Origin of the sequence: Xinfangfangia pollutisoli (genome assembly GCF_020179405.1) — a bacterium.
GTDB classification, from domain to species: Bacteria; Pseudomonadota; Alphaproteobacteria; order Rhodobacterales; family Rhodobacteraceae; genus Pseudogemmobacter; species Pseudogemmobacter pollutisoli.
In genome coordinates, this window is the sequence record NZ_JAICBZ010000084.1 from 1 (window position 1) to 16,117 (window position 16,117).

Sequence of the window (16,117 nt, forward strand, 5' to 3'; positions counted from 1 at the left end):
GGGCGAATCCCGCGCCGGGGCGGCGGCCGGTTCCACGGCCGGCGCGGCCGGCGTGGCGATCCCGGTGCCCGGGCCGCCGGCAATGGTCGGCGGGGTCAGCACGGTCAGCGGCGGCGCCACGACCGGGGTCACCGCGGGCTCGGCCGGGGCGGCCTTCTTCTTCGGCGCCGGCGGTTTCGGGATCGACAGGCCCTTGGGCATCTCGCCCTTGGCGGTCAGCACGATCACCTTCTCGCCGCCCTTGACCCGCTCGTACAGGTCCATCACGTCCTGGTTGATCATGCGGAAGCAGCCCGACGAGGCATTGCGCCCGATCGACTTCCATTCCGGCGTGCCATGGATGCGATAGCCGTAATCCACCCCGCCCGAGGTCAGGTAGATCGCACGCGAGCCAAGCGGGTTGGTCGGGCCGCCGGGCTGGCCGTTTTCATATTGCTTCAGATGCGGCTTGCGCTCGATCATCTCTTTCGGCGGAGTCCAGGTCGGCCAGGTCCGCTTGTTGGCGACGACGGATTCGCCCGACCAGCCAAAGCCTTCGGCCCCCACGGCGATGCCGTAGCGGATCGCCTTTTTCTGGTCGACCACATAGTAAAGCAGCCGCTTCGAGGGGTCGATCACGATCGTGCCCGGCGCCTGTTCGTTCGGATAATCGACGACCTGGCGGCGATAGGTTTCGGGGATCTGCTCGACCGGCAGGGCGGGGACGGTGAACTTGCCGTCCGAGCGGGCGGCATAGATCGTCTCGTCCACCGCGATCGCGGGCTGTTCGGGGGCGGGGGCGACGGCGCCGGTCCCCTCGACACAGGCGGAAAGAAGAAGGACCGCGCTCAGCGCGGCGGGGACGGCAAAAAGACGCTTGGGCGTGAAAGAGAGGCCGGCAAGGCGCATGGATCGGGGCTCACTTGTTTCCTGGCCGGAAACGCAGGCTTCCGGGTTTAATCGGCGCAAAACTACCCTGTCGCCCGAGAAGCGTCAAATGGACCGCGCCCCCGGCGGATGACAGGGTCGTGAGAATCTGGCCGATCTGTCACCCATTCGTCACCGATTCCGGCGCTTGTGCCGGTCTGGCGGGCTTTGAGGCGGCGGGCGGGGGCCGGGGCGGCGCAGGCGGGGCCAGTCTTGCCCTTGCGTCACCCTTGGCTCTGGTCACCCGCGATGTCTTCCGCTAAGGCCGCAGTCCTGCCGGTTGCCGCGCCGTCATGCGCTGCGGCCGGAAGCGTGGCCATGACCGAGGGGACCAAAGCCCGACCCGGAAAGCCGGCCCCGGAAAGCCTGGCCCGAAATCTCGGGCCGTTTGCGGGGCGGAGAATGGAACGGGCTGTCCCTCGGCGCTGGCATGGCAGGCGCTTGGGGTGCTAGGTGCAGGTGAGCGGCATTTTGCTGCGGCGGCGGCATTCTGCCATTGAAATATTGTTGCGCGATGCTACAGGGGCTGGGACAGAACCTGTCGGAACGGGGGAGAAATCGGTGAAGATCGGAGCTTTGGGTGAAACCTTCGAGGGCGAGAACCGGGTGGCGATGACACCCGACTCGGCCCTGCAGCTGCAGAAGCTGGGCCATGTCTGCGTGATTCAGTCCGGGGCGGGGCTTAAGGCGGGCTTTACCGATGCGGCCTATACCGCGGCCGGGGTCGAGGTGCTGCCCAATGCGGCGGCGGTCGCGGCGGCGGCGGATGTGCTGGTCAAGGTGCGCGGCCCCGATGCCGAGGAAGCCAAGCTTCTGAAATCGGGCCAGACGCTGATCAGCTTCTTCTGGCCGGCGCAGAACGAGGCGCTCTTGAAGCAGCTGGCCGGGCAGGGCGCCACCGTCATCGCGATGGACATGGTGCCGCGGATCAGCCGCGCCCAGAAGATGGACGCGCTGTCCTCGATGGCGAACCTTGCGGGCTACCGCGCGGTGATCGAGGCTGCGAACAACTTTCCGCGCTTCTTCACCGGCCAGGTGACGGCGGCGGGCAAGGTGCCGCCGGCGAAGGTTCTGGTCGTCGGCGCGGGCGTGGCCGGTCTGGCCGCCATCGGCGCCAGCGTGTCGCTGGGCGCGATCACCTATGCTTTTGACGTCCGGCCGGAAGTGGCCGAGCAGATCAATTCGATGGGCGCCGAATTCGTCTATCTCGACTTCGCCGAAAGCCAGACCGACGGCGCGGCGACGGGCGGCTATGCGGCGCCGTCCAGCCCGGAATTCCGCGAAGCGCAGCTGAAGAAGTTCCGCGAGCTGGCGCCCGAGATGGACATCGTCATCACCACCGCCCTGATCCCCGGCCGGCCGGCGCCGAAGCTGTGGACCGAGGATATGGTCGCGATGATGAAGCGCGGCTCGGTCATCGTCGACCTGGCGGCGGAACGCGGCGGGAACTGCGACCTGACGGTGCCGGATCAGAAGATCGTCACCGACAATGGCGTGACCATCGTCGGCTATACCGACTTCCCCAGCCGGATGGCGACCCAGGCCTCGACGCTGTATTCCAACAATATCCGCCACATGCTGGCCGATCTGACGCCGAAGAAAGATGGCGTGATCGACCAGAACATGGGCGATGACGTGATCCGCGGCGCGACCGTGGCGCATGGCGGCGATGTGACCTGGCCGCCGCCGCCGCCGAAGATCGCCGCCATCGCGGCGCAGAAGCCGAAGGAAAAAGCCAAAGAGCTGACGCCCGAGGAACGCCGCGCCAAGGAAGTGGCCGAGTTCAAGGCGCAGACCCGCAACCAGGTGGGCCTTCTGGCCATCGGCGGCGGCTTGCTGCTGGTCGCGGGCTATTTCGCGCCGGCAAGCTTCATGTCGCATTTCATCGTCTTCGTGCTGTCCTGCTTCGTGGGCTTCCAGGTGATCTGGAACGTCTCGCATTCGCTGCACACGCCCCTGATGGCGATCACCAACGCGATCTCGTCCATCATCATCCTGGGCGCGCTCTTGCAGATCGGCTCGGGCAACTGGCTGGTCATCGTGCTGGCCGCGCTGTCGGTGCTGATGGCGGGGGTGAACATCTTCGGCGGCTTCATGGTGACGCGCCGGATGCTTGCCATGTTCCAGAAGTCGTAAGGGGACACAGGGAATGGAAATCGGTTTCACCACCGCGGCCTATGTCGTTGCCGCGATCCTGTTCATCCTGTCTCTGGGCGGGCTGTCGGGCCAGGAAAGCGCCAAGCGCGCGGTCTGGTACGGCATTGTCGGCATGGCGCTGGCCGTGGCCGCCACGCTGATTGGCCCCGGCGCCGGGCTTTGGCCCTTGTCGCTGGTGCTGATCCTGGTCGGCGGGGCCGCCGGCTGGGTCGTGGCGCAGCGGGTGCAGATGACGGAAATGCCGCAGCTTGTGGCCGCCATGCATTCGCTGGTCGGTCTGGCCGCGGTGTTCATCGGCTACAACACCCATATCGAGATGGTGCGCCTGGCCGATCTGCTGGCGCTGCTGCACGATCCCGCCTGGGCGATGACCCTGACGGCCGAGAAGGCCACCGAACTGGGCAAGATGGCCGAGGGCCTGTCGGGCTTTGCCGCAGTCGTGGCGCATAAAAGCCCGGTCGAGATCTCGATCCTGCGGGTTGAGACCTTCCTGGGCGTGTTCATCGGGGCCGTCACCTTCACCGGCTCGGTCATTGCCTTCGGCAAGCTGGCCGGCCGCGTCGACGGCAAGGCGAAGAAACTGCCCGGCGGCCATATGCTGAACGCCGCGGCGGCGCTGATCTCGATCGTGCTGCTGGTGGTGTATCTGCAGACCGGCTCGTCGCTGGCGCTGATCGGCATGACGGTTGCGGCGCTGTTCATCGGCTATCACCTGATCATGGGCATCGGCGGCGCCGACATGCCGGTCGTGGTGTCGATGCTGAACAGCTATTCCGGCTGGGCGGCGGCGGCGATCGGCTTCTCGCTGTCGAACGACCTGCTGATCGTGACCGGCGCGCTGGTCGGCTCGTCCGGCGCGATCCTGAGCTACATCATGTGCAAGGCGATGAACCGCAGCTTCGTCTCGGTGATCCTGGGCGGCTTCGGCGGCACCACCGGCCCGGCGATGGAAGTGACGGGCGAGCAGATCGCCATCGACGCCGAAGGCGTGGCGGCGGCGCTGAACGATGCCGACTCTGTCATCATCGTGCCGGGCTATGGCATGGCGGTGGCGCAGGCGCAGCAATCGGTCAGCGAACTGACCCGCAAGCTGCGCGCCAAGGGCAAAGAGGTGCGTTTCGCCATCCACCCGGTGGCGGGCCGTCTGCCCGGGCATATGAACGTGCTTCTGGCCGAGGCGAAGGTGCCCTATGACATCGTTCTGGAAATGGACGAGATCAACGAGGACTTCCCGAATACGGATGTGGTGATCGTCATCGGTTCGAATGACATCGTGAACCCCGCCGCGCAGGAAGACCCGAATTCGCCCATCGCCGGGATGCCGGTTCTGGAAGTCTGGAAGGCGAAACAGGTTTTCGTGTCGAAGCGCGGCCAGGGCACCGGCTATTCGGGGATCGAGAACCCGCTGTTCTACAAAGAGAATACGCGGATGTTCTATGGCGATGCCAAGAAGTCGGTCGACGCGCTTCTGCCGATGATCGACTGAGACGATCCGTCTGCGAAAGATCGAAAGGGGCCGCGCTTGCGGCCCCTTTTCGCATTCCCCCGGAGCCTAGAACGCCATGGTCGCCCGCACCGCGCGGGTCCAGCGGTCATACAGCGCGGCGCGGCGCTCGGGCACCATCGCGGGGGTGAATTGCCGCTCCAGCGCCCAGCTTTGCGCAAAGCCCGTCTCGTCGGTCAGGCCGGCGGCGCGTGCGGCCAGGAAGGCCGCCCCCAGCGCGGTCGTCTCGGTCACCACCGGCCGGTCCACCGGCGCGTCGAGCAGATCGGCCAGGAATTGCATCGTCCAGTCCGAGGCGGTCATGCCGCCATCCACCCGCAGCCGCCCGGGTGCGGCCTCGGGCCAGTCGGCCCGCATCGCCTCCATCAGGTCGCGGGTCTGGAAGGCCACGCTTTCCAGCGCCGCGCGGGCCAGCTCGGCCGGGCCTGAATTGCGGGTCAGCCCGAAGATCGCGCCGCGGCAATCGGGCCGCCAATAGGGCGCGCCGAGGCCGGTGAAGGCGGGCACCAGCACCACGCCCTGATCGGCATCGGCGGCCTCGGCCAGGCCTTGGGTCTCGGCGGCGGTGCGGATGATCTTCAGCCCGTCGCGCAGCCAATGCACCACCGCGCCTGCGATGAAGATCGAGCCTTCCAGCGCATAGCTGGTCTGCCCGTCGATCCGCGCGGCGATGGTGGTCAACAACCGGTTGGACGAGGCGATGCGCCGCGCCCCGGTGTTCAGAAGCGCAAAACAGCCGGTGCCATAGGTGGATTTCATCATTCCGGCCGAGAAACAGGCCTGGCCCAGCGCCGCGGCCTGCTGGTCGCCCGCCACGCCCAGGATCGGGATCTCGCGGCCGAAAAGATCGGCCCGGGTCACGCCGAAGGGGCCCGCGCAATCGCGCACCTCGGGCAGCAGCGACATCGGAATGTCCAGCAGCCCGCAGATTTCGGCATCCCAGCGGTTTTCGCCGATGTCATACAGCAGCGTGCGCGCGGCATTGGTCGCATCGGTGGCATGGACGCGCCCGCCGGTCAGGTTCCAGATCAGCCAGCTGTCGACCGTGCCAAAGGCCAGTTCGCCCCGTTCCGCCCGCGCCCGCGCGCCGGGAAGGGTGTCGAGCAGCCATTTCAGCTTGGTGCCCGAGAAATAGGGATCCAGCAGCAGGCCGGTGCGGGCGGTGATCAGGGGCTCGTGCCCCTGTGCCTTCAGATCGGCGCAGATCGCGGCGCTGCGCCGGTCCTGCCAGACCACGGCGGGGGCCAGGGCGGCGCCGGTGGCGCGGTCCCACAAAAGCGTGGTCTCGCGCTGGTTGGTGATGCCGATCGCCGCGATCTCGGCCGGCCGCCGCCCGGCCTGTTCCACCGCGGCGCGGGCGGTGGCGGCGGTCGTTGACCACAGGTCCAGGGGGGCATGCTCGACCCAGCCCGATTGCGGATAGGATTGCGGGAATTCCTCCTGCGCCTGGGCAAGCGGCCGCAGATCGCCCGCCGCCCCCGCCTGGAACAGGATCGCGCGGGTCGAGGTGGTGCCCTGGTCGATGGCAAGGATAAGGGACATGGGCGGGCCTTCGGATCGGGAAAGGGGCCGGGCCAGTCTGCCTGCCCCGGACGATCAGGTCACGCGGTTTTGGCCGTGTCGGCCGCAAGGGCGGTGCCGGGCGCATCCAGGAAATCCTGCAGCGCGGCGATCTGCTCGGCCGTCATCCGCAGGCCCAGCCGGGTGCGGCGCCAGACCACATCCTCGGCCGTCTGCGCCCATTCCCGCGCGATCAGCCAGCGCGTTTCGGCCTCGGTCAATGTGCCGCCGAAATCGCGGCCCAGATCCTCGACCCGCTGCGCCCGGCCCAGGATTTGCACCGCCTCGGTGCCATAGGCGCGGATCAGCCGCTGGGCCCAGGGCCCGGTCAGGAACGGATATTCCTTGCGCAGGCCCGCGATATGGGCCGCCACATCGGCCACGGCGAAATCGCCGCCCGGCAGCGCCACGCCCGCGGTCCAGGCCGGGCGCGCCCGCGGAAACCACGGCGCAAGCTTGGCCAGCGCGCCTTCGGCCAGCCGCCGATAAGTGGTGATCTTGCCGCCGAACACATTCAGCAGGGGCGCGCCCTCGGCCTGCAGCGACAGCACGTAATCCCGCGTCGCCGCCGTGGCCGAGCGCGCGCCGTCATTATACAGCGGCCGCACCCCGGAATAGGTCCAGACCACATCTTCGGCCGTGACGGGCCGGGCGAAATAGCTGCTGGCGAAGCGGCACAGGTAATCGCGCTCGGCCTCGGTGCAGCGGGCCTCGGCGGGGGCGGCCTGGTGATCCTGGTCGGTGGTGCCGATCAGGGTGAAGTCCTGCTCATAGGGGATGGCGAAGATGATCCGCCCATCCGGGCCCTGGAAGAAATAGCAGCGGTCGTGGTCGTAGAGCTTGCGGGTGACGATATGGCTGCCGCGCACCAGCCGCACGCCTTCGTTCGAGGGCAGATGGGCCACGTCGCGGATCACCTCCATCACCCAGGGGCCGCCGGCATTGACCAAAGCGCGGGCGGTATGGGTCACGCGGCCCGTGGGGCCCTCGGTGTCGATCTGCCACAGATCGCCCAGGCGGCGGGCCTGGACGGCGCGGGTCCGGGTCAGGATCTGCGCGCCGCGCCGGGCCGCGTCGCGGGCATTCAGCACCACCAGGCGCGAATCCTGCACCCAGCAATCGGAATATTCATAGGCCTTGCCGAAGCGGGCCTGCAGCGGCGCGCCCGCCGGATCCTGGCGCAGGTTCAGCGTGCGGCTGCGCGGCAGGATCTTCCGCCCGCCCATCGTGTCGTAGAGAAACAGCCCCAGCCGGATCAGCCAATCGGGCCGCCGCCCGGCCAGCCAGGGCATGGTCCAGCGCAGCAGCCGCGAGGTGGGCGTGTCGCCTTCGAACCGCATCTCGGGCGACAGGGGCAGCACGAAGCGCATCGGCCAGGAAATATGCGGCATGGCGCAAAGCAGGGTCTCGCGTTCCTCCAGCGCCTCGCGCACCAGGCGGAATTCGAAATATTCCAGATAGCGCAGCCCGCCGTGAAACAGCTTGGTCGAGGCGGACGAGGTGCCCTGCGCCAGATCGCCCTGTTCGGCCAGCGTCACCGAAAGCCCGCGCCCCGCCGCATCGCGCGCGATGCCGCAGCCGTTGATCCCGCCGCCGATGATGAAAAGATCGACCGTCTCCGGCCCTGCCGCCTGTGCCATCTGCGCCTGCCTCTGTGTTGCGCCATTTTCGTTTTATTTCGTTTTTCGGTAAAGCGAAATTTTTCGCACATTTCCGGGCCTGCGCCCGTGTGCAGGCGCGGGTGCAAGTGACAGGCGGCGCGATCCGTGCAAGACCGGGGGAAAGGGGAATGCGATGGCGCTGAGTTTCCGGCAAAGCGAAATCCTGCAGATTGCCCGGGCCGAAGGCCGGGTGGTGGTCGAAGACCTGGCGCAGCGCTTCGAGGTGACGCTGCAGACGATCCGCCGCGACCTGGCCGACCTGGCCGAGGCGGGGCATCTGGACCGGGTGCATGGCGGGGCGGTGGCGCGCACGGGCGTGGCGAACATCGCCTGGGAAAGCCGACGGCGGATGAACGAGGCAGCGAAGGCCGCGATCGCGCGCGCCTGTGCGGCGGCCGTCCCCGACAATTCCAGCCTGATCCTGAACATCGGCACCACGACCGAGGCGGTGGCGCGTGCGCTTCTGAACCACCAGAATCTGACCGTGATCACCAACAACCTGAATGTGGCAACCATTCTTGCGGGAAATCCGGCCTGTGAGGTGGTGGTGGCGGGCGGTGCCTTGCGCCGGTCCGATGGCGGGCTGGTGGGCGAATTGACCACCCAGGCCTTCGCGCAGTTCAAGGTCGATATCGCGGTGATCGGCACTTCGGCGATCGATGCCGATGGCGATCTGCTGGATTTCGACCTGGCCGAGGTGCGGGTGTCGAAGGCGATTCTGGGCCGGGCGCGGAAAAGCTTTCTGGTGACCGACCATTCCAAGTTCGACCGCTCGGCCCCGGCGCGGCTGGCCTCGCTGGCCGAGATCGACGCGGTCTTCACCGACCGGCCGCTGGCGCCCGATCTGGCGCGAAAATGCGCGGAATGGGGCACCGCGCTGCATGTGGTGGGCGCCTGAACGCCGCTTCGGCGGGACTGATGAGAATAAAACACGCGTTTTAGGCGAAGCGGCGCGCGGATTCTTTCGATCTGGGCCGCAGGCCATTTCAGGCGAATTGACAGGCGGGCCCGAGGCGCAGCAATCTTCCCGCGCAGGTGCAGCCCAGGGCCCTGCCACCGGCCCCGATCCGGGCCCGCGGCAGATCTCGGGCAGGGCTGCGCCCGACATAAGGCAGGCGGGATCCTACCCGCCGCGACTGACCGATGCGTCAACCCAGGGAGAACGATTTTGACCATGACGTCCCGTCTGAACCGCCGCCGCTTTCTGAAGGCTTCGGCGGCGGGCGCCGGCCTTCTGGCTGCGCCTGCGCTTATCTCGTCCAAGGCGCTTGCCTCTTCGGGCGAGTTGAACTTTACCGGCTGGGCCGGCTATCCGGTCCTGACGGAAAAGGCCTTTCCCGCCTTCGAGGCGGCGACCGGCATCAAGGTGAACTTCACCGAAATGCCCGATCAGGACACCATGTTCGGCGCGGCGAAGGTCGCGCTTGATTCGGGCGGCATCGACGTGATCGAGCCGACGATCGACCGGGTCGGCGCCTGGGATTCGAACGGGCTTCTGGGCACGTTCGACGAATCGAAGCTGGCGGTGTCCAACTATCTGCCGGGCCTGGCCGATGGCGCGGCGGGCGAACGGTCGCGGCCGGGCGGGGCGCTGAAATATGTGCCCTCGGTCTGGGGCACCGAGTCGCTGGTGGTGAATGAGGCCGAGGCGAAACTGTCCACGCCGCCGTCGCTGGGCGATCTGTTCAGCCCCGACAACCAGTCGGTGCTGCGCCCGCATTCGGCGCTGGCGGCGATGGGGCGCTATCTGGATGCCACGGGCAAGCTGCCGCGGCCCTGGATGGACAGCTATACCGACATGGGCGCCATGACCGAACTTTGGGACATCGCGCTGGCCGAGGCGATCAAGGCCAAGGGCAATGTCGTGCAATGGTGGTCGGGCGAGAACGAGGCGAATGCCGGCTTCACCGCCAATGGCGCGACCGTGGGCCTGTGCTGGGATTCGACCGGCTTCAACCTGCGCAAGGACGGCTACAAATATGTGGCCCCGGTCGAGGGCGCCTTCGCCTGGCATCAGGGCTTTGTCATCATGAAGAATGCCGCCAATGTCGAACAGGCGCATGAATTCGTGAAATGGGTCTCGACGGCCGAGGGCGCCTCGCTTTGGGCCACGGCCTTCTCGGCCAACCCGGTGGGCAAGGGCGCGGCGGATCTGATGGATCCCGAGGTTTCGGCCTATTACAACGGCACGTTCAACGACGAGGCGCTGTCGAAACTGTGGTGGTGGCCCGACCAGTCGGCCGACTTCCTGGCCAAGCGCGCCGAATATGCCGACAAGTACAAGGCCGCCTGAGCGCCAGGTTCAGGCAGCCTGACGGGCAGCACAAGGGGCAGGGCGGCGGCGTATGCCGCCCGCCTTGCGACACAAGGTCCGGGCGGCCGCCTTCGCGCGCCGCCCGTTTTTTGTTCACTTTGCCGACACATGCCGGTTACACAGGCTTGGCAGAAGGGCGCGGCATGCGCGCCTTTCGCGCCAATCAGGAGAGATTGACATGACGTTTGCCCTGAACCGCCGCCGCTTCCTGGCCGGCTCTGCCACTCTGCTTGCTGCCCCCGCCATCGTGTCGCGCGCCGCGCTGGCGTCGTCGGGCGAGCTGAACTTCGTGGGCTGGGCGGGTTACCCGGAACTGGCCGAGAAGATCCTGCCCGCCTTCACGGCCGCGACCGGCATCAAGGTCAACTTCAAGGAAGTTCCCGACCACGAGACCATGTATGCCGAATCGAAGATCGCGATGGAAACCGGCGGCATCGACATGATCGAAACCACGATCGACCGCTGGGGCAGCTACAATGCCAATGGCCTGCTGCAGGCCTGGGACGAATCGAAGCTGGATCTGGCCGCCTATCTGCCGGGCCTGGCCGATGGCGAAGCGGGCGAGATGTCGCGGCTGAATGGCGGGCTGATGATCGTCCCCTCGGTCTGGGGCACCGAAGCGCTGGTCGCGCTGGAATCGGATGCGAAACTGTCGTCGCCGGCCTCGCTGGGCGATCTGTTCAACGCCGAGAACCAGGCCGTGCTGCGCCCGCATTCGACGCTGGCCGCGATGGGCCGCTATCTGGAAGCGCAGGGCAAGCTGCCGAAGCCCTGGCGCGAAGGGTACAAGGACATGGCCGTGATGACCGAATTGTGGGACATCGCGCTGGCCGAGGCGATCAAGGCCAAGGGCAATGTGATCCAGTGGTGGTCGGGCGAGAACGAGGCCGTCGCGGGCTTCCAGGCCAATGGCGGCACGATCGGCCTGTGCTGGGATTCGACCGGCTTCAACCTGCGCAATGACGGCTGCAAGTACATCGCCCCCGTCGAGGGCGCCTTCGCCTGGAACCAGGGCTTCTCGGTGCTGAAGAACGCCAAGAATGCCGAGGCGGCGGCCGAGCTGGCCAAGTTCGTGGCCTCGCCCCAGGCCTCGGCCGACTGGGCGACGGCCTTCAAGGCCAACCCCGTGGCCAAGGGTGCGCCCGAGCTGATGGACCCGGAAATCGCCGCCTATTACGCCGGAACCTTCGACGATGCCGCGCTGAAATCGCTGTGGTGGTGGCCCGAGCAGGGCGCGGAATTCGTCGCCAAGCGCGGCGAATATGCCGACAAGTACAAGGCGGCCTGATTGCGGCCCCTCCGGCGGATTGCCCGCCGGCGTTGCGAAAGCGCCGGGCCCTTGGCCCGGCGTGCCTGTATTGAAGGCAGGCGGGTCGCGGAACCCCCATCGCATGCCGCGAAACCCATTGCGGCAGCCGATGCCGCGCCGTAGCCTGCCGCAAAAAGCGCCACTCATGGCCGTTCCACGGGGAGACATAGCGCGATGAGCGCAGGAATTCAGCTGGACGACGTCTGCTGCGACTTCGGAAGTTTCCGGGCGGTGGATCACGCGACCGTCGACATCAAGCCCGGAGAGTTCTTTTCCTTTCTTGGCCCCTCGGGCTGCGGGAAGACCACGATCCTGCGGATGATCTCGGGCTTCATCGAACCCACATCCGGGGTGATCCGCATCGGCGGGCAGGATGTGAAGGGCAAGCGCCCGAACCAGCGCCCGACCGCGCTGATCTTCCAGAACCTGGCGCTGTTCCCGCTGATGCCGATCTGGGAAAACATCGCCTTCGGGCTTGAGATGCGCGGCGTCGACAAGGCGGCGCGGCGCGCCAAGGCCGAAGAACTGCTGCGGCTGGTCGATCTGCCCGGGGCGGCCGACAAGATGGTCAGCCAGCTGTCGGGCGGCCAGAAGCAGCGCGTGGCGATTGCCCGCGCCCTGGCGGTCGAGCCCAGCGTCATGCTGCTGGACGAGCCGCTTTCGGCGCTGGACCTGAAGCTGCGCCAGCACATGCGGGCCGAATTGCGCGCGATCCAGAAGCGCACCGGCGTGACCTTCATCTACATCACCCATGACCAGGGCGAAGCGCTGGCCATGTCGGACCGGGTGGGCGTCATGTCCCAGGGCCGGATCCAGCAGATCGCCGACCCGCGCGAGATCTACAACAATCCGGTCAATGGTTTCGTCGCCAGTTTCGTGGGCGAGAACAACATCATCGACGGCACGGCCGGCCCCGCCGCGGGCGGATTGGCGGGCTTCGACACCGCCCTTGGCGGCCTGCGCGCCCGGATCTCGCCCGAGGCGCTGGGCCGGCCGGTCAAGCTGTATGTCCGGCCCGAACACACGATCCTGACCGAAGCGCCGGGCCCGGAAAACGCCGTGCCGGTCACGGTGACCGAAGTGTCCTTCGAGGGCGCCTTCATCTCGGTTCTGACCCAGACCGAGACCGGCAAGGTGCTGGCGGCCGAGATCCGCAATGACGGCTCGGCCACGGTGCCGGCGATCGGGGCCAAGCTTTACGCCAGCTTCTCGGCCGAACGCGCGGCTTTGCTGCCCGATGCCACTGTGCGGGGCTAGGCCATGGAAAACATGCTGCGCCGCTACGGATCGGGGCTGACCCTGCTGATCTGTCTTCTGGTCGCCTTCTGGCTGTTGATGCTGGTGATCGTGCCGAACATCACACTGTTCGAGCAAAGCTTCCGCCCCTATCTGCCGGTGACCGAGATCGGCGGGCCGAGGGATGTCTATTCGCTGGACAACTTCCTGAAGGTGTTCAACGGCGATACCCAGATCACGCTGTTCGGCCGCAGTTTCGCCATTCCGGTCCATGTGCTGACCTTCGCGCTGACCATTCTGTATTCGATCCTGGTCACGCTGATCTGCTTCGCCCTAGCCTATCCCCTGGCCTATTACATGGCCAAGATCGTCAACCCGAAGACCCTGCCGACGCTGTTGTTGCTGCTGTTCATCCCGCTTTGGGTGTCGGAAGTGCTGCGCGCCTTTGCCTGGTGGATCATCCTGGCGCTGAAAGGGCCGCTGAACTCGCTGCTGCTGTTCACCGGGGTGATCGACAAGCCGGTGCGCTGGATCGTCGATTACAACGGCGTGGTGATCGGTCTGGTCTATACCTATGTGCTGTTCATGCTGTTCCCGATCTACAATGCGGTGCAGTCGCTGGACACCAACCAGATCGAGGCGGCCGAGGATCTGGGCGCGCCCTGGTGGAAGATCCATCTGAAGATCGTCATGCCGCATGCCAAACCCGGCATCGCCTCGGGCGCGGTCATGGTGTTCATGCTGTCGGCCGGCTCGCTTCTGGTGCCCTCGATCCTGGGCTCGACCACCTCGCAATGGTTCACCCAGACCATCGACCAGTGGTTCAAGGATGCCTTGGACTGGAACACCGCCTCGGCCTATGCGCTGTTGCTGCTGATCCTGTGTACGGTCTTCGTCTCGCTGGCGATGTGGCTGTTCAAGGTGAAGCTTTCCGATATCGCGAAATAGGGGGCGAGGGGATGCACAAGTTCCGTCTGGGCCTGGCCCATCTCTATACGTTCCTGTTCCTGATCTACCTTCTGGCGCCTTTGGCGGTGATGTCGGGGGCGGCGTTCAACGACAGCAAACTGCCCTCGATCGTGCCCTGGAAGGGCTTTACCTGGCACTGGTTCCAGGCGCTTTGGGCCGATGACCGGATGCTTGTGGCCTTCGGCAACACGCTGGTCGTGGCGGCGGCCGTGGCGGCGCTGGCGGTGATCGTGGGCACGGCGGCGGCGATCCTGATCAACTCGATCTCGGGCCGGCTGCGCACGGTGCTGTACGGGATGATGATCTCGACGATCCTGATCCCGGGCGTGGTGATCGGCATCTCGACGCTGCTGATGTGGACCAAGCTGGGCGGCCTGATCTTCGGCTCGGGCGAGAAGATGTTTCCCTTCATCCCGGGCCTGCATCTGAGCGTGCTGGGCCAGGTCAGCTATATCGCCGCCATGGTGATGCTCTTGGTTCTGGCGCGGCTGCAAAGCTTCGATGCCGGGCTGGAAGAGGCGGCGCTGGATCTGGGCGCCAGCCATGCCCAGGTGATGCGCCGGATCCTGTTGCCGCATCTCTACCCCGCGATCGGGGCCGGCGCGGCGGTGGCCTTCTTCCAGTCGATCGAGAATTTCAACGTCACCCAGTTCACCCGGGGCGGCAAGGACACGCTGACCGTCTATGTCTTCTCGAAGGTGCGATCCGGCATCACGCCCACGATCAACGCGCTGGCCTTCCTGCTGATCTGCATCACCCTGGTTCTGGCCGTCTGGTATGAAATCGCCCGCCGCCGCCGGGCCCGGATCGAGGCCGCGCGCGAAGCCGAGGCGCGCGAGGCCGAAGCGCGCGAGACCGAAGCCATGGCCGAGATCACCGGCGCGGCCTGAGGCAAGCGGCGCGGAGGTGGTGAGAAGGCCGGGGTGTCGGAACTCCGGGGTGTAAGAAGGCCGGGGGCTCTGCCCCCGGACCCCCGGGATATTTGGACAGAGAGGAAGAGATCAGGGCGCGAGAAGGGTGCGGACCAGATCCGAGCCGGGATCGGCCAGCGCGTCGATCACGTCGAAATGGTGCCGCTCGGGGGCGACGGTCCAGGGGCAGGCCCATTCTTCCGCCAGGGTGCGGGCCTGCCACAGGAAATCGGGCCGCTCCTGCGCGCCGACCCAGACATGGGCGCTGCAGCCCGGGCGCAGGGCCAGCCGCGCCGGCGATTGCGCCGCGGCTTCGGCGGCGTCGATGCCAAGCGTCGCGTTCATCTGCGTCGCCATCAGCGGGCCCAGCTCGGCCAGGGGCGAGATCGGGACGATCCGCGTCACCGGCAGGTCCAGATCGGCGCAGCCCATCCGCGCGGCCAGATGGCCGCCGGCGCTGTGGCCGGTGACATGCAGGGGGCCGGGCAGGGCGTCGGCAAGCTGGCGGCAGGCCTGGGCGATTTCCGCCACCATCGCGGCGATGCGCGCCTGCGGGGCCAGCGTATAGCCGGGCAGCGCCACCGCCCAGCCCTGCGCCAGCGGCCCCGCGGCCAGATGCGACCAGTCCTGCGGGCCGAAGGCCAGCCAATAGCCGCCATGCACGAAAACCAGGGTCCCCCGCGCCGGGCCCTCGGGCAGGAACAGATCGTAGCGCTGACGCGGGCCCGGCCCATAGGGCTGGTCCAGCCGGGCGTTCGGCTGGCTGGCGCGGAAGGCACGCGACTGCGCCTCCCAGCGCTGCACATGGGCCGCGGCATCGGGGATGAAATCGCCATTGGCATAGGCGCGGTCGGGGTCGGGCCAGCGATAGGGGATCATGGTCTCGGCTTGGTGAAAGGCGGGGATGGGGCGGCGTCGGGGCAGGCGGCCCCCTTCCGATCCCAGATCGCGCGCCCCGGGTCAACGCATCGCTGCGCCGCGGGTGATTGTCCCCCTCGGCCGCTTCGGCTTTTATGGCGCAAGAAGGCGCCGGCCGGCCGGGCGCGGCGCGGGGGGAAGACAGATGGCAAAACCGATCGTGATCCTGGGGATCTTCGTCGCCGACACCTCGTTCCGCGCCGCGCGCATGCCGCGGCTGGGCGAGACGGTGCTGGGCCAAAGCTTCGCGCTGGGGCCGGGGGGGAAGGGATCGAACCAGGCCGTCGCCGCGGCGATGGCGGGGGGCACGGTGCAATTCATCACCCGGCTAGGCCGCGATGATTTTGCCGCCATCGCGCAGGCCACCTGGGCCAGGGCGGGCGTGCAGCCGCAGGTGACCGAGGATGCCGACAGCTATACGGGGGCGGCCTTCATCTTCCTGGAAGCCGCCACCGGCAACAATGCCATCATCGTCTCGCCCGGGGCGGCGGCGCGGATCGGGCCGGCCGATCTGGACGCGCGCGCGGGTCTGATCGCCGGCGCCTCGGTGTTCATGGCGCAGCTTGAGCAGCCGGTTCCGGCGGCGCGGCGCGGGCTGGAAATCGCCCGGGCGGCGGGGGTGACCACCATTCTGAACCCCGCGCCCGCGGCCGCGCTGGACGATGCTCTGCT

Annotated in this window: 13 protein-coding genes; 9 read left to right on the forward strand and 4 right to left on the reverse strand. The window is 67.2% G+C overall.

Annotated elements, in window-relative coordinates; genetic code table 11:
* Positions 1–888, reverse strand: an 888-nt coding sequence (locus K1Y73_RS18140; RefSeq protein ID WP_225029720.1) for a L,D-transpeptidase, incomplete at its 3' end; no start/stop codon positions are given.
* A gap of 579 nt (positions 889–1,467) precedes the next feature.
* Between K1Y73_RS18140 and K1Y73_RS18145 the strand changes: the two genes are divergently transcribed.
* Positions 1,468–3,042, forward strand: coding sequence for a Re/Si-specific NAD(P)(+) transhydrogenase subunit alpha (locus K1Y73_RS18145; RefSeq protein WP_225029721.1), 1,575 nt, complete (start codon positions 1,468–1,470; stop codon positions 3,040–3,042).
* A 13-nt stretch (positions 3,043–3,055) separates the two neighbouring features.
* Positions 3,056–4,549 (forward strand): NAD(P)(+) transhydrogenase (Re/Si-specific) subunit beta, encoded by a 1,494-nt coding sequence (locus tag K1Y73_RS18150; RefSeq protein ID WP_225029722.1) that lies wholly within the window; start codon positions 3,056–3,058, stop codon positions 4,547–4,549.
* A 66-nt stretch (positions 4,550–4,615) separates the two neighbouring features.
* On the opposite strand, the gene glpK is transcribed toward K1Y73_RS18150, so the two are convergent.
* Both glpK and glpD read right to left on the reverse strand, forming a co-directional pair.
* Positions 4,616–6,109, reverse strand: coding sequence for a glycerol kinase GlpK (gene glpK, locus K1Y73_RS18155; RefSeq protein WP_225029723.1), 1,494 nt, complete (start codon positions 6,107–6,109; stop codon positions 4,616–4,618).
* A 59-nt stretch (positions 6,110–6,168) separates the two neighbouring features.
* Positions 6,169–7,767 (reverse strand): glycerol-3-phosphate dehydrogenase, encoded by a 1,599-nt coding sequence (gene glpD / locus K1Y73_RS18160; protein WP_225029724.1) that lies wholly within the window; start codon positions 7,765–7,767, stop codon positions 6,169–6,171.
* Positions 7,768–7,921: 154 nt separating this feature from the next.
* Here glpD and K1Y73_RS18165 point away from each other — a divergent pair, with 154 nt between their 5' ends.
* From K1Y73_RS18165 to K1Y73_RS18190, 6 genes are all read left to right on the forward strand, one after another.
* Complete coding sequence (locus tag K1Y73_RS18165; RefSeq protein WP_225029725.1) at positions 7,922–8,686, forward strand: DeoR/GlpR family DNA-binding transcription regulator; 765 nt, start codon at positions 7,922–7,924, stop codon at positions 8,684–8,686.
* Positions 8,687–8,962: 276 nt separating this feature from the next.
* Positions 8,963–10,081, forward strand: coding sequence for an extracellular solute-binding protein (locus tag K1Y73_RS18170; protein WP_225029726.1), 1,119 nt, complete (start codon positions 8,963–8,965; stop codon positions 10,079–10,081).
* 199 nt (positions 10,082–10,280) lie between these two features.
* Positions 10,281–11,390: an extracellular solute-binding protein gene (locus K1Y73_RS18175; protein ID WP_225029727.1), complete on the forward strand. Its 1,110-nt coding sequence runs from the start codon at positions 10,281–10,283 to the stop codon at positions 11,388–11,390.
* A 195-nt stretch (positions 11,391–11,585) separates the two neighbouring features.
* A complete protein-coding gene (locus K1Y73_RS18180; protein ID WP_225029728.1) occupies positions 11,586–12,668 on the forward strand; it encodes an ABC transporter ATP-binding protein in 1,083 nt (360 codons plus the stop codon).
* Between the two features lie 3 nt (positions 12,669–12,671).
* Positions 12,672–13,595, forward strand: coding sequence for an ABC transporter permease (locus tag K1Y73_RS18185; protein ID WP_225029729.1), 924 nt, complete (start codon positions 12,672–12,674; stop codon positions 13,593–13,595).
* A gap of 11 nt (positions 13,596–13,606) precedes the next feature.
* A complete protein-coding gene (locus K1Y73_RS18190) occupies positions 13,607–14,506 on the forward strand; it encodes an ABC transporter permease (protein WP_225029730.1) in 900 nt (299 codons plus the stop codon).
* A gap of 111 nt (positions 14,507–14,617) precedes the next feature.
* On the opposite strand, the gene K1Y73_RS18195 is transcribed toward K1Y73_RS18190, so the two are convergent.
* Positions 14,618–15,406, reverse strand: a complete 789-nt coding sequence (locus K1Y73_RS18195) for an alpha/beta hydrolase (protein ID WP_225029731.1) — start codon at positions 15,404–15,406, stop codon at positions 14,618–14,620.
* A 184-nt stretch (positions 15,407–15,590) separates the two neighbouring features.
* On the opposite strand from K1Y73_RS18195, the gene K1Y73_RS18200 reads away from it, so the two are divergent.
* A partial coding sequence (locus tag K1Y73_RS18200; RefSeq protein WP_225029732.1) for a PfkB family carbohydrate kinase occupies positions 15,591–16,117 on the forward strand: 527 nt, incomplete at its 3' end.